We start from the raw sequence: 13,242 nt of genomic DNA, 5'->3' as shown, positions 1-13,242 counted from the left end.
CCGAACCCGGAAGCTCAGCCCTTCAGCGCCGATGGTACTGCCCTGGTGACGGGGTGGGAGAGTAGGACGCCGCCGAACACCCTTCACGTGAAGGCCCGCACCCCCCGGTGCGGGCCTTCACGCATTTTTGCCTGATCTCACACCTGCGGAGCCCGACCCGGTCGCGGCCCGAACACCGTGGCGTGGGACAATGGAACGAATCTGTCTTCGAAGGGAACACCGTGAACGAATCGCCCCGTGAGCAGGGGTCTGGGCGCGAGGGCGGGCGCTCAGAAGAGCGCTTCAACCGCGGACCGCGCAGTGGCGGCGGCCGCGGGGACGGTGGTCCCCGGAACGAGGGTGGCTACGGCCGCCCGCGCCGGGAAGGCGGCCACGACGGACCGCGACGACGTGAGGACGACCGAGGAGCCGGCCAGCAGGACCGGAGCTCCGGTGATCGGCCGCGACGGGACGACAGCCAGGGTCGGCCGTCGCGCCCGGAGCGTTCGTACGGTGATCGCCCGCAGGGTGGCGAACGCCGGCCCTTCGGCGACCGCGCCCAGGGTGGCGAGCGTCGCCCGTACGGTGAGCGTCCCTCGGGCGAGCGCTCCTTCGGCGACCGTCCTCGTCGTGACGACGAGCAGCGCGGCGGCGACCGTCCGCAGCGCCGGTCCGAAGACCGTGGTGAGCGTCGCCCCTACGGCGACCGCCCCACCGGTGACCGTCCGACGGGTGACCGTCAGGACCGCGGCGAGCGCCGCCCCTATGGTGAGCGCCCGTCCGGCGATCGCCCCTACGGCGACCGCACGTCGGGCGGCCGTCCGCGTCGTGACGACGCCGGGCGTGGCTTCCGCTCCGACCGCCCCTCGGGCGACCGCCCAGACCGCGGCGAGCGTCGCCCGTACGGTGACCGCCCGCAGGGTGGTGAGCGTCGTTCGTACGGCGACCGCCCGCAGGGTGGCGAACGCCGGTCATTCGGCGACCGCGCCCAGGGTGGCGAGCGTCGCCCGTACGGTGAGCGTCCCTCGGGCGAGCGCTCCTTCGGCGACCGTCCTCGTCGTGACGACGAGCAGCGCGGCGGCGACCGTCCGCAGCGCCAGTTCGAAGACCGCGGTGAGCGTCGCCCCTACGGCGACCGCCCGACGGGTGACCGCTCGTACGGCGATCGTCCGCGTCGTGACGACGCGGGCCGCGGCTTCCGGTCCGACCGCCCGACGGGGGACCGCCCAGACCGCGGCGAGCGTAAGCCTTACGGTGACCGCCCTTCGAGTGACCGTCCCTTTGGTGAGCGTCGTTCGTACGGTGATCGCCCTCAGGGCGGCGAGCGCCGGCCTTTCGGTGAGCGTCCCTCGGGCGAGCGCTCCTTCGGCGACCGTCCGCGTCGTGACGACGAGCAGCGTGGTGAGCGTCGCCCCTACGGCGACCGCCCGACGGGTGACCGCCAGGACCGCGGCGAACGCCGCCCCTATGGTGAGCGCCCGTCCGGCGATCGCCCCTACGGTGACCGCACATCGGGCGATCGTCCGCGTCGTGACGACGCCGGCCGTGGCTTCCGCTCCGACCGCCCCTCGGGTGGCGAGCGTCGCCCGTACGGCGACCGCCCCGACCGCGGCGAGCGCAAGCCCTACGGCGACCGCCCCGACCGCGGCGAGCGCAAGCCCTACGGCGACCGCGCCCAGGGCGGCGAGCGTCGCCCCTTCGGCGACCGCGCGCGCCGTGACGACGAGCGCCCGAGTGAGCGGATCCCCGAGCCGGAGATCGCCGAGGACGTGTCGTTCAGTGATCTCGACCGCGACGCCCGCGGGCGGTTGCGCGGGCTCACCAAGGACAACGCCGAGCAGGTCGGCCTGCACCTCGTGATGGCCGGCCGGCTGCTCGAGATCGACCCGGAGCGTGCCTACGAGCACGCACAGGCCGCGGTGCGCCGTGGCGGCCGGGTCGACATCGTGCGCGAGGCGGCGGGTATCGCCGCGTATCGCACGGGCCGCTATGCCGAGGCGCTCCGCGAGCTGCGGACCGTGCGCCGTCTCAACGGCTCGTCCGAGCACCTGCCGATCATGGCGGACGCCGAGCGTGGACTCGGCCGTCCGGAGCGTGCGATCGCCCTTGCGGCGTCGGACGAGGCGGGGACGCTCGACGCACTTGGTCGGACCGAGCTCGCCATCGTCGTGAGCGGCGCCAGGACCGACCTCGGTGAGCACGACGCCGCCCTGGCCGTCCTGGACAAGATCCCCGCCGACGAGGCGCAGGGCGACCTCGGCCTCCGGGTGCTCCAGGCCCGGGCGATCGCGCTCGAAGCCGCGGGCCGCACGGAGGAAGCCGACGCGCTGCTCGCCACCGTCGACCCGAAGTCCCTGGAACGTGCCATCGGTGCATCGCCGCTCGAGGACGACGTCGTCGTCTACGACGTCTATGACGAGGAAGCAGACCTCGGCGAGTCGGAGCAGGACGACGACTCCGACGAGGACGACGAGGCGCCTGAGGACGAGCTCGACGACGACCTCGGCGACGACGAGGACGAACCGTCCGACCCCTCGGACGACGACGACCTTGACGACGACGAGCCGTTGGACGCCGACCCCGCAGGCGAGCCCTCCCTTACCGAGGTCGAGCCCGACGACCTCGGCGACGAGGACGAGCCGGAGGACGCCGCCCCCGGTGACGAGCTCGGCGACGAGCCCCGCGAACCCTCTGACCAGGCGGGAACCGCAGTCGGCGACGTGGAGGACCGGGGCGACCCGTCCGGTGTCGGGCAGGACGTAGACGGGGCGAAGGACGCCACCGCGTGAGCGCGGGGCTCCTCTCGAGCGAGGTCCCGCTCGCCGAGGCTTTCGACCTGGCGCTCGTCGACCTGGACGGGGTGGCCTACAAGGGCCACCTGCCGATCGCGCACGCGGCCGACGGGCTCGCCGGTGCGCGTGAGCGCGGCATGCGTCTCGTGTTCGTGACGAACAACGCATCGCGCGAGCCGGAGGACGTGGCGGCACAGCTCAGCGAGCTGGCCATCCCGACCTTGCCGGACGAGGTCATGACGGCGGCGCAGGCGTGCGCTGCCCTGCTGCGCACCCGGCTGGAGCCAGGGGCGAAGGTGCTGGTCGTGGGTGGCAAGGGCCTCGTCACGGCGGTGAGTGCCGCAGGCTTCAAGGTGGTGGCGAGCGCGGACGACGAGCCGGTGGCCGTCGCGCAGGGCTATTCGCCGGAGCTCGGGTGGGCGCAGCTGGCCGAGGCCGCGTACGCGGTGGGCCGCGGGGCGTGGCACGTGGCAAGCAACCTCGACCTGTCCCTGCCGACGGCGCGCGGTTTCGCGCCGGGCAACGGCGCGCTCGTGGGCGCGGTCGTGGCGGCCACGGGAGTGGCGCCGGCGAGCGCGGGCAAGCCGTCTCCGACGATGTACCACCTTGCGGTGGAGCGGGCGGGAGCGGAGCGCGTACTGGTGATCGGCGACCGGCTGGACACCGACCTGGCCGGCGCCCGCGAGGGCGGCTACCCGGGTCTGCACGTCCTGACGGGCGTGTCGACGGCCCGTGACGCCGTCCTCGCCGAGCCTGGTCTGCGGCCGGCGTTCCTCGCCGCCGACCTGCGCGCGCTCCTCGAGCCGCACCCCGCCCCGGTCCTTACGGACGACTGGTGGGTCTGTGGTGCGGCCGCGGCGCAGGTGTCCGACGGCGTCCTGCGGCTGGGTGAGGCATCCGCCTCACCCTCGGGCGCGGCAGCGCCGGGTGCCGTGGGGATCGACCTGGTGCGTGTCGCGTGCGCCGCTGCGTGGGCCGCGGTCGACGCGGGGGAGGCACTCGATCCCGCGACGGTGCCGGAGCTCACCGCCTGACAGCGGTCCCGGATCGCCGCCACCGGTGCTGTGGGATGTTGGCGCGCATCGCCGCCAGGATCTGCGCCGCACGTGCACCCACAGCGGGTCCGGGGGTGGCGGCTGTGGGTCTGTCGGTGTCGGCGGGTACGGTGTGTGCGGACGTGAGAGCGTCCGGAGCAGGGCTCGGCCGCGAATCGCAGACTCGTCGCGCGCGCGGGCCGCTCCGGACGACGCGACGAGAACGACGGACCGACCGGAGGTGACGATGTCCCAGGAGATCCCGCACGCGGCGACGCCCGCGGTGATGGCGCGGGCCATCGGAACCGAGGGTGCGCCCGCAGGCCCGGCTGACGGTTCCCTCGAGGCCACCTCAGGAGCCTCCCACGGTGCCGTGAGCACCGAGGAAGGCGTGCGCGCGGCGCTCGGGCTGCTCGACGGCCTGGACGACCTGCTGCCGGCCGACCACGTCGGTAGGTTCGAGCAGGTGCACGATGCACTGCGTGCGCACCTGAACGGTGACGCCGGACGGTGACCATGACCACAGGTGCGGGCCAGGCCCGCGTGGATGCCGAGCTGGTGCGGCGCGGCCTGGCGCGGTCGCGCAAGCACGCGGCCGAGCTGGTCGCTGCCGGGCGGGTGATGGCGGGGGGCCGTGCGGTCGCCAAGCCGTCGGCGCTGGTCGCCGCCGATGACGCGATCGACGTGTCGGGCGGCGAGTACACCGAATACGAGTACGCCTCCCGGGCGGGGCTCAAGCTCGCCGGGGCGCTCGACGCGCTGGACGCCCTCGTGGCAGCGTCCGGCAGGTCGGGCGCGGGCGGAACCCCCGGCACGACCGGCCTGGTCGTCAGCGGCGCCTGGTGCGTCGACCTCGGCGCTTCGACCGGCGGCTTCACCGACGTGCTCCTGAGGCGCGGTGCGGAGCATGTCGTCGCGATCGACGTCGGCCACGACCAGATCGTCCCGCAGCTGCGGGAAGACCCGCGTGTCACCGTCGTCGAGGGCTTCAACGTACGCGACCTGATGCCGGGGGACCTCGAGCGGTCGCCGGACGTCCTCGTCGCGGACCTCTCCTTCATCTCGTTGCAGAAGGTCCTGCCCGCCGTCGTGGGGATCGCGGGCCCCGGCACGCACGCCCTGCTGCTCGTCAAGCCGCAGTTCGAGGTCGGGCGCGAACGGCTTGGCTCGGGTGGGGTCGTACGCGACCCGGCTCTGCACCGTGACGCGGTGACGTCGGTCGCGCGCGCCGCCGAGGAGGCGGGCCTGCGCGTCCGCGCGGTCGTGCCGAGCCCACTGCCGGGCCCGAACGGCAACCGCGAGTTCTTCCTGTGGCTCGTGCCGGCGCAGCCCGACGAGACCGTCGCCGCGATCGACGAGGCCGTGGCCCGGGCGGTCGCCTGGGACCCCGCGACGGGGGCCACCGCGGGCGACGACGCCGGCACGACGGCCACGACAGGCACATCCGCCGGCGAACCCGCGGCCGGAGCGCCGAGCGAGCCCGGTACGGCAGGCGGCCAGCCGCCCACGCCGCCGGCCGTCGTCGTGCCGCGGAGCGAGCCGGACGACCAGCAGCAGGGAGCCACCTCATGACCCGGCGCGTCCTCATCGTCACGCACGGCGGCCGGCCGAAGGCGCTCGCCGCGCTGCAGGAGGCGATGCGCGAGCTCAAGGCGGCGGGCTTCGAGGTCGCGCTGCACGACGACGAGCTGGCGGAGGAGTTCGGCGACCACATGGCGGAGGCGCGCGCCCGCGAGGGCGTCGTGGAGTCCGAGGTCGTCATGGTGCTGGGCGGCGACGGCACGATCCTGCGCGCGGCGGAGCTGACGTGCGGCACGAACGTCCCGCTCCTGGGCGTCAACCTGGGCCACGTCGGCTTCCTCGCGGAGTCGGAGCGCGAGGACCTGCGCGCGGCCGTGCAGCGCCTGGCGAAGCGCGACTACGTGGTCGAGGAACGCACCATGATCGACGTGACGGTCCACCTGCCGGGTGGCGAGGAGCCGTTGTACGGCTGGGCGATCAACGAGGCGACGGTCGAGAAGGCGCAGCGCCAGCGGATGCTCGAGGTGGGGATCGACGTGGACGGGCGACCGCTGTCGTCGTTCGGCTGCGACGGCGTCGTCATGTCGACGGCGACGGGGTCCACTGCGCATGCGTTCTCCGGGGGCGGGCCGGTCATGTGGCCGGACGTGGACGCGGTCCTGCTCGTGCCGCTGGCGGCGCACGCGCTGTTCGCGCGGCCGCTCGTGATCGGCCCGCACTCCACCTTCACGGTGGAGGTGCGGGAGCACAGCATCCCGGGCGTGCTGACGTGCGACGGCCGACGGCGGATCGACCTGCCGCCGGGCTCGCGCGTGGTCGTGCGGCGCGGGGAGACCCGGCTGCGGCTGGCCCGCCTGTCGACGGCGCCGTTCACCGACCGGCTCGTCTCCAAGTTCGACCTGCCGGTGGCGGGGTGGCGCGATCGCGCGGCCCTGGAGGAGATACGGTCTGCACCCGACGGTCCCGGCCACGCCGGGCCCGACGAGACGAAGGAGTGAGGTGCTCGAGGAGATCGCGATCGAGAACCTGGGCGTCATCCGCTCGGCGCGTGTCCCGCTCTCGGACGGACTGACCGTCATCACGGGCGAGACCGGCGCCGGCAAGACGATGGTGCTCACCGGGCTCAACCTGCTGATGGGTGGCAAGGCGGACCCTCGGTCCGTCCGGCCGGGCGCCACCGGTGCGGCCGTCGAGGGCCGCGTGCGCGTCGCGGGCCGGCCCGAGGTGCTGCGCCGCGTCGACGAGGCGGGCGGCGAGGTCGAGGACGACGGCACCGTCGTGATCCTGCGGACTGTCGCGGACGGCCGCTCGCGCGCCCATCTGGGTGGTCGCGGCGTGCCGCAGGGCGTCCTTGCCGAGATCGCCGAGGACCTGTTCACGGTGCACGGGCAGGCCGACCAGCTGCGCCTGCGCACGTCCGCCAAGCAGCGCGAGGCGCTCGATGCCTTCGCCGGCCCGGCGCACCAGCGCGTCCTGGACCGCTACCGTGCGGCCTGGACCGAGCGCAGCGGCCTCCTGTCGGAGATCGCCGACCTCACGACGAAGGGCGCCGAGCGAGCCCGCGAGGTGGAGCTGCTGCGGATCGGCCTCGAAGAGATCGAGCGGGTCGACCCGCAGCCTGGCGAGGACGCCGATCTGGCCGCCCTGGTCGAGCGGCTGTCGAACGCGGAGGCGCTGCGCATGGCCGCGCAGGAGGCGCACGACGCGGTCGCGGGCGAGGACGCCGACGGGGCGCGCGAGAACGCGATCGCCCTGGTCGAGCGCGCGCGCCGCGCTCTGGACGGGGCCGCGCACTCCGACGCGGCGCTTGGCGAGCTCGCGGTCCGCTTCGCGGAGGTCGGCTACCTGCTGGGCGACGTCGCGACGGACGTCGCCGCCTACGTCGACGACCTGCAGGCCGACCCGGCCGGCCTCGAGTCCGCGCACCAGCGCCTGGCCGAGCTGAACGGCCTGACCCGCAATTACGGCGAGACCATCGACGCGGTGCTGCAGTGGGCGAGCGACGCGGGCCTGCGGCTGCTCGACCTGGACGACGGCGGCGACCGCCTGCGCTCCATGCAGCAGCGCACCGCGGAGCTGGACGGCGACCTGGCTCGCCTCGCGGACATCCTCACGGCCGAGCGGACCCACGCGGCCTCACAGCTCGCAGGGGCCGTCACGCAGGAGCTGCACGGGCTCGCCATGGGCGGCGCGCACCTCGTGGTCACGGTCGACCCGGCCGAGGCGCTCGGCCCGTACGGCGCGGACCTGGTGACGTTCCTGCTCGTCCCGCACCCGGGCGCGCCCGAGCGTCCGCTGGGAAAGGGTGCGTCGGGCGGTGAGCTCTCGCGCGTCATGCTCGCGCTCGAGGTCGCGCTCGCCACGGCGAGCAGCACGCGGGCGGCGTCCGTCGTCGGACCGGGGCTGCCGGGCCTGTTCGACGGCTCCGGTGCCGCGCTCGTGGGCCGCACCGACGCCCCCGGAACTGCCGGGGAGCAGAGCGACGACGGCGCCCTGCGCCGTACGTTCGTCTTCGACGAGGTGGATGCTGGGGTCGGCGGACGCGCCGCCGTCGAGGTGGGCCGTCGTCTGGCGGCGCTGGGCCGCAGCACGCAGGTCGTGGTGGTGACCCACCTGGCGCAGGTCGCGGCGTTCGCGGACGCGCACCTGGTGGTGACGAAGTCGACGGATGGCGGGGGCCAGGAGGTTGACGGGATGGTCACCGTCACCGGGGTTCGTGAGGTCAGGGGCGACGACCGGGTGCGGGAGCTGGCGCGCATGCTGTCCGGCCAGGAGGAGTCGGAGACGGCTCGGCAGCATGCACTGGAGCTCCTCGAGTCGTCGGTCGTGGGACGATAGGTCGCGATGAAGCTGACCCTGTCCCGTCCCGAGCGCCGTGCCGACCGCGAAGCTGGTCGCGCAGCCGGCCGTACAGCCGAACAGGAGCCGGACGTGCCGACGTCGCACGGCCCGGCCCGCGTCGGCGCGCGGACCAAGGAGCTCACGAGCCGGCTCCGTCCCGGCGACGTCGCGGTCATCGACCACGTGGACATCGACCGTGTCGCGGCGGACGCCCTGGTGGCGGCGCAGCCCCTCGCCGTCCTGAACGCGGCCCGCTCGACCTCCGGCCGGTATCCGAACACAGGCCCCGGCATCCTGATCGAGGCCGGGATCGTCCTCTTGGACGACCTCGGGCCCGCCGTGATGTCGATCCCCGACGGCACCGACGTCGTGATCGCCGGCGACGAGGTGCGCGTCGGTGGTGACCTCATCGCGTCGGGCGACCGGCAGTCGGGCGTGACGGTCGCAGCGAACACCGCCGCGGCGCGCGAGGGCCTGTCGGAGGAGATCGAGCGGTTCGCCGAGAACACCATGACCTATCTGCGCCGCGAGCGGGACCTCCTGCTCGACGGCGTGGGCGTGCCGGACATCCGCACGGCCATCGCGGGCCGCCACGTCCTCATCGTGGTCCGCGGGTACCACTACCGCGAGGACCTCGCGATGCTCCGCCCGTACATCAAGGAGAACCGGCCGGTCCTCATCGGGGTCGACGGCGGCGCGGACGCGATCATCGACGCAGGCTGGCGGCCGGACCTGATCGTCGGCGACATGGACTCGGTGTCGGACCGGGCACTGTCCAGCGGCGCGGAGATCGTGGTGCACGCGTACCGCGACGGCAAGGCACCGGGGCTGGAGCGCGTCAAGGCCCTGGGCGTGGAGCCGGTGGTGTTCCCCGCGACGGGCACGAGCGAGGACATCACGATGCTCCTGGCCGACGACAAGGGCGCGGAGCTGATCGTCGCGGTGGGCACGCACGCCACGCTCGTCGAGTTCCTCGACAAGGGGCGCGCCGGCATGGCCAGCACGTTCCTCACCCGGCTGCGCGTGGGCGGCAAGCTCGTGGACGCCAAGGGCGTGTCCCGGCTCTACCGCACGCGGATCTCGAACTTCCAGCTGACCCTGCTGTCCCTGGCGGGCCTCGCGGCAGTGGTCGCCGCCCTGTGGTCCACCTCGATGGGGCAGACGTCCTTCGACATCGTGGGGACCCGCCTCGACGACTTCGTCTCGTGGGTGGGCCGCCTCTTCGGCGGCTAGCGCACGCACCGACGCGGCCACCGGGCCGACCTGACCAGCAGGTCCGGCCACCGGACCCGACCGACCTGGGCGCGACCGCCAGTCGCCCGCCCGCACGCCACAGACCGCTAAGGATTCCTGAACGTCGTGATCGATTTCCGCTACCACCTCGTCTCCCTCATCTCTGTGTTCCTCGCGCTGGCCGTCGGCATCATCCTCGGCGCCGGACCGTTGCAGGGCACCATCGGCGAGGCGCTCGAGGACCAGGTGGCGCAGCTCCGCGACGAGCGCAGCGCCCTGCGCGACGATCTCGACGCGGCGAACCGCGACCTCGCCGAGGATCTGCGCTTCCTGGAGGCGACAGGCCCGCAGCTTCTCGCCGGGCGGCTCGAGGGCCGTCGCGTGGCGGTCGTGGGGCTGGGCGACGTGTCGGGCGAGGTGCACGACGGCGTGCTGGAGCAGCTCGACGCGTCCGGCGCCACCGTGGTGGCCGACGTGAACCTGCCGGCTTCGTGGTACGACCCGGAGGACGCATCGACACGCGAGACGGTGGCGACCGGCCTGCGCGACGGTCTCGGCAGCGACGTGCCCGAGGGCGTGACCGAGACCCTCGCGGCAGCGCTCGGCGTGATGCTCACGGACGCCGCCGACGCCGGACCCGCGCAGAGCGCACAGGCGCAGGACCTCGAGGACCAGCTCGTCCGCCTCGGCCTGCTCGATGCGGACGAGGACCAGCTGGAGGCGGCGGACGCCGTCGTCCTGCTGGCTGCCACGGCGGTCGAGCCGGAGGCCGCGGAGGGCACGACCACCGACACCGAGACCGAGAGCGACGTGTGGACGACCGTCGCGGGCACCGTGCAGGACACCACCGGCGCGAGCGTCGTGGCGGGACCCGCCGACGTGGCCGCCGACGTCGTCCTGCGCGTGCGCGCCGATGACGCGCTGGCGAGCGTGGTCAGCACGGTGAGCGGGATCGACCGCGTCGCGGGCCGGATCACCGTGCCGCTCGCGATCGCTGCCCGGCTGGCCGGGACGGTGGGGCAGTACGGCCAGGAGGAGGACGCGACGGTGCTGCCCCCGGTGGTCGACCTGCCCCCGGACGAGGTCCCGGACGCCACCGAGGGCAGCGCGGGCTGAGCCCGCGACGCGACGAGAGGGACGACACCATGGCATCCGGCACGGGAACAGGCGCGGGCATCGCCCGCTTCGTCGGCGCGGCTCTCGTCGCGGCAGGCACGACGGCGGTCGTGCGGCGGGTGCTGCACGAGGCGACGCTGGCCGGGCTGGCTGGCGGCGAGGCCGCGTGGACGCGCACCAACCACCGCGGTGAGCCGATCAGCCTCCTGGAGGGCCCGTCGGTCGCGGCGGGCGCCGTCGCCGGGGCTCTCGCCGCCGGCGGCCCGGCCCCCGTCGCGACGGCGCTGGGCACCGCCGGTGCGGCGGCGTTCGGTCTGTTCGACGACCTCGCGGAGGACACGTCCACCCGGACCAAGGGCCTGCGCGGCCACCTCGGCGCGCTCGCGCGCGGCCAGGTCACGACCGGCGGGCTCAAGGTCCTCGGGATCGGCGGCACGGCCCTGGTCGCGGCGGCCTGCGGCACGCGCCGGACGGGCGGCGTGCTCGGCCACCTCGTCGACGTCGGGGTCAACGGCGCCCTGGTGGCAGGCACGGCGAACCTGCTCAACCTCTTCGACCTGCGACCCGGCCGTGCCCTGAAGGTCGCGGCGGCCGCGAGCCTCCCGCTCGCCGCGTCGCCCGCGGGCGCCGCCACCGGCGTCGTCCTCGGGGCTGCCGCCGCGGCCGCGCCGGGCGACCTCGGCGAGCGCGACATGCTCGGCGACGGCGGCGCCAACGCGCTCGGGGCGCTCGTGGGCAGCCAGGTCGCGTTCGGCGCGCCGCGATCGGTGCGGCTCCTGGCGCTCGCCGGCGTCGTGGGCCTCACGCTCGCCTCGGAAAAGGTCAGCTTCTCGAAGGTCATCGCAAGCACGCCGTGGCTGGACCGCGCCGACCGGTGGGGCCGCCGCCCGGCGAAGGACTGACGGTGGGGGCTGCCCGCCGCGCCCAGACCCTCGTCGGGGCGGCGCTCCTCGTCACCGTCGTCACGCTCGCGAGCCGTGTCGTCGGCTTCGGGCGGTGGCTCGCCCAGGGCGCGTTCGTCGGCACCGGGGGCGTGGACACGCTGTTCAACGCGGCGAACCTGCTGCCGAACGTCCTGTTCGAGGTCGCGGCCGGCGGTGCTCTTGCCGGTGCCGTGGTGCCGCTGCTGTCCGGCCCGCTGAGCCGGGTCGCCTTCACCGCGGAGGGCAGCGAGCGCGCGCGGCAGGACGCGTCCCGGATCGCGTCCGCCCTGCTCGGCTGGACGCTGGTCGTGCTCGTCCCGCTCGCGGCCGTCATGGCACTGCTGGCCCGCCCGATCGTCGAGGTGTTCGATCTGTTCGACCCGCTCCTCGAGGACGTGGCCGCGGGCTTCCTGCGCGTCTTCGCGGTGCAGGTGCCGCTGTACGGGCTCGCGGTGGTGCTCGGCGGCGTGCTGCAGGCGCACAAGCGGTTCTTCTGGCCGGCGTTCGCGCCCCTCGTCTCCAGCGTCGTCGTGATCGTGGTCTACGCGGTCTTCGGCGAGCTCGCGCGTGGCAACCAGCAGGACGTCGCGCAACTGCCGGCCATGGCCCTGGACTGGCTCGCGTGGGGCACGACGGCGGGCGTCGCCTTCCTCGCGCTGCCGCTCGTGGTGCCCGTGTGGCGCACCGGGGTGCGGCTGCGGCCCACGCTGCGGTTTCCCGGGGGAGAGGGGCGCCGCGCCGCGCGGCTCGCGTTCGCGGGCGTGGGCGCACTGGTTGCGCAGCAGCTCTCGGTCGTCCTCGTCATGCGCGCCGCCAACGGCGCGGGTGGTTCCGGCGCCTTCACCGTGTACCTGTACGCCCAGGCGGTCTACCTGCTGCCCTACGCCGTGCTCGCCTTCCCGATCGCGACGAGCGCGTTCCCGCGGTTCGCCGAGCACGCACACGCGGGGCGCCTGCCCGAGCTGCGGGATCTCGTCGCCCGCACCACCCGGACGCTCCTGCTCGTGGTGGCGGTCGGGGTCGCGGCCCTGGTCGCCGCGGCGCCGCTCGTCCAGGGCGTCTTCGACCTCCTGGTCCGCGGCGACGCGCCCGGGCTCTCCGCGACGCTGACCTGGATGGCGCCGGGCCTCATGGGGTACGCGCTGATCCTGCACCTGTCGCGCGCCCTGTACGCGGTCGACCGTGGCCGCGCCGCAGTCGTCGCGACCGCCGCCGGCTGGGGCGTCGTCGCCCTGGGCGCAGAGCTCGTCCGGACCCTCGCCGGGCCGTGCGCCCCGGAGGCGGTCGAGGGGGTCGCGAGGCAGGCCGGCGAGGTGTGCCAGGCCGGGGTGCTGTCAGCGCTCGGTGGGGCCGGCACGGCGGGCATGACCGTGGCCGCGGCGGGCCTGCTGCTCGCGGTCCGGCGGCACCTCGGCGCGGCGGCGGTGGCCGGCGTCGGGCGTGCGCTCCTCGTGCTCGCGATCGGCGCGACGACGGGGTCCCTGGCGGGCCGGTGGTCCGGCCGTGCGCTCGAGTCGGTCGTCCCGGTGTCCGGAGCGTTCAGAAGCACCGATGGCCGGCTCGACCGGCACTTCGACGCCGAGGTGTTCGGCGCGTACCTCGGCATCGGCCTGGCCGCCGGTCTCGTCGCAGCCGCGGTCGTCCTCGCCGCCACGGCCCTGCTGGACCGTGACCTGCGCGCCCGGGTGGGCTCCGGCGTCGGACGGCTGGTCGGGAAGGCGCGGCGAAGGCCCGGGACGGGCGGCGGGACCCCCGGGCCGCCGTCCGGCGACACGCCGGACGGCGGCCTGTGACCGGGCTGTG

Annotated in this window: 11 protein-coding genes and 1 rRNA gene; 11 read left to right on the top strand and 1 reads right to left on the bottom strand. The window is 74.7% G+C overall.

Annotated elements, in window-relative coordinates:
• Positions 1 to 78: ribosomal RNA gene (gene rrf, locus L1785_RS23490) — 5S ribosomal RNA — on the top strand; the annotation flags it as partial.
• A gap of 872 nt (positions 79 to 950) precedes the next feature.
• On the opposite strand, the gene L1785_RS11145 is transcribed toward rrf, so the two are convergent.
• Positions 951 to 1,832 (bottom strand): hypothetical protein, encoded by an 882-nt coding sequence (locus L1785_RS11145; RefSeq protein ID WP_236089337.1) that lies wholly within the window; start codon positions 1,830 to 1,832, stop codon positions 951 to 953.
• Here L1785_RS11145 and L1785_RS11140 point away from each other — a divergent pair.
• The 10 genes from L1785_RS11140 (at position 1,788) to murJ (ending at position 13,232) form a co-directional block, all read left to right on the top strand.
• Complete coding sequence (locus L1785_RS11140; protein WP_236089336.1) at positions 1,788 to 2,768, top strand: tetratricopeptide repeat protein; 981 nt, start codon at positions 1,788 to 1,790, stop codon at positions 2,766 to 2,768. The genes L1785_RS11145 and L1785_RS11140 overlap by 45 nt on opposite strands.
• Positions 2,765 to 3,805 carry an HAD-IIA family hydrolase gene (locus L1785_RS11135; protein WP_236089335.1) on the top strand — a complete coding sequence of 347 codons (1,041 nt, stop codon included), beginning with the start codon at positions 2,765 to 2,767 and terminating at the stop codon, positions 3,803 to 3,805. Before L1785_RS11140 ends, L1785_RS11135 begins: the two co-directional genes overlap by 4 nt.
• A 247-nt stretch (positions 3,806 to 4,052) precedes the next feature.
• A complete protein-coding gene (locus tag L1785_RS11130) occupies positions 4,053 to 4,319 on the top strand; it encodes a hypothetical protein (protein WP_236089334.1) in 267 nt (88 codons plus the stop codon).
• Between the two features lie 2 nt (positions 4,320 to 4,321).
• Complete coding sequence (locus L1785_RS11125) at positions 4,322 to 5,377, top strand: TlyA family RNA methyltransferase (RefSeq protein WP_236089333.1); 1,056 nt, start codon at positions 4,322 to 4,324, stop codon at positions 5,375 to 5,377.
• Positions 5,374 to 6,324, top strand: a complete 951-nt coding sequence (locus L1785_RS11120) for an NAD kinase (RefSeq protein ID WP_236089332.1) — start codon at positions 5,374 to 5,376, stop codon at positions 6,322 to 6,324. Before L1785_RS11125 ends, L1785_RS11120 begins: the two co-directional genes overlap by 4 nt.
• 1 nt (position 6,325) lies before the next feature.
• Positions 6,326 to 8,164 carry a DNA repair protein RecN gene (locus tag L1785_RS11115; RefSeq protein WP_236089331.1) on the top strand — a complete coding sequence of 613 codons (1,839 nt, stop codon included), beginning with the start codon at positions 6,326 to 6,328 and terminating at the stop codon, positions 8,162 to 8,164.
• A gap of 6 nt (positions 8,165 to 8,170) precedes the next feature.
• The gene (gene steA, locus L1785_RS11110; protein ID WP_236089330.1) at positions 8,171 to 9,400 is read left to right on the top strand and encodes a putative cytokinetic ring protein SteA; all 1,230 of its coding nucleotides are present in this window, start codon (positions 8,171 to 8,173) and stop codon (positions 9,398 to 9,400) included.
• Positions 9,401 to 9,526: 126 nt separating this feature from the next.
• Entirely contained in the window at positions 9,527 to 10,516 is a 990-nt protein-coding gene (locus tag L1785_RS11105; RefSeq protein WP_236089329.1) for a copper transporter, read from the top strand.
• A gap of 29 nt (positions 10,517 to 10,545) precedes the next feature.
• Positions 10,546 to 11,418, top strand: coding sequence for a hypothetical protein (locus L1785_RS11100; RefSeq protein ID WP_236089328.1), 873 nt, complete (start codon positions 10,546 to 10,548; stop codon positions 11,416 to 11,418).
• A gap of 2 nt (positions 11,419 to 11,420) precedes the next feature.
• Positions 11,421 to 13,232 carry a murein biosynthesis integral membrane protein MurJ gene (gene murJ, locus L1785_RS11095; protein WP_236089327.1) on the top strand — a complete coding sequence of 604 codons (1,812 nt, stop codon included), beginning with the start codon at positions 11,421 to 11,423 and terminating at the stop codon, positions 13,230 to 13,232.
• The last annotated feature ends 10 nt before the right edge of the window (positions 13,233 to 13,242 follow it).

It is taken from the genome of Antribacter soli (assembly GCF_021568775.1).
In the GTDB taxonomy this organism is placed as follows: domain Bacteria; phylum Actinomycetota; class Actinomycetes; order Actinomycetales; family Cellulomonadaceae; genus Antribacter; species Antribacter soli.
Note: the sequence above shows the minus strand (reverse complement) of the source record. Positions and strands in the feature narration are given on the sequence as shown.

What these genes read in the sequence shown, in the direction of transcription:
- L1785_RS11130 (WP_236089334.1), top strand. Translation starts at nt 4,053, where the DNA reads ATGTCCCAGGAGATCCCGCACGCGGCGACGCCCGCGGTGATGGCGCGG.
- L1785_RS11125 (WP_236089333.1), top strand. Translation starts at nt 4,322, where the DNA reads ATGACCACAGGTGCGGGCCAGGCCCGCGTGGATGCCGAGCTGGTGCGG.
- L1785_RS11120 (WP_236089332.1), top strand. Translation starts at nt 5,374, where the DNA reads ATGACCCGGCGCGTCCTCATCGTCACGCACGGCGGCCGGCCGAAGGCG.
- steA (WP_236089330.1), top strand. Translation starts at nt 8,171, where the DNA reads ATGAAGCTGACCCTGTCCCGTCCCGAGCGCCGTGCCGACCGCGAAGCT.
- L1785_RS11100 (WP_236089328.1), top strand. Translation starts at nt 10,546, where the DNA reads ATGGCATCCGGCACGGGAACAGGCGCGGGCATCGCCCGCTTCGTCGGC.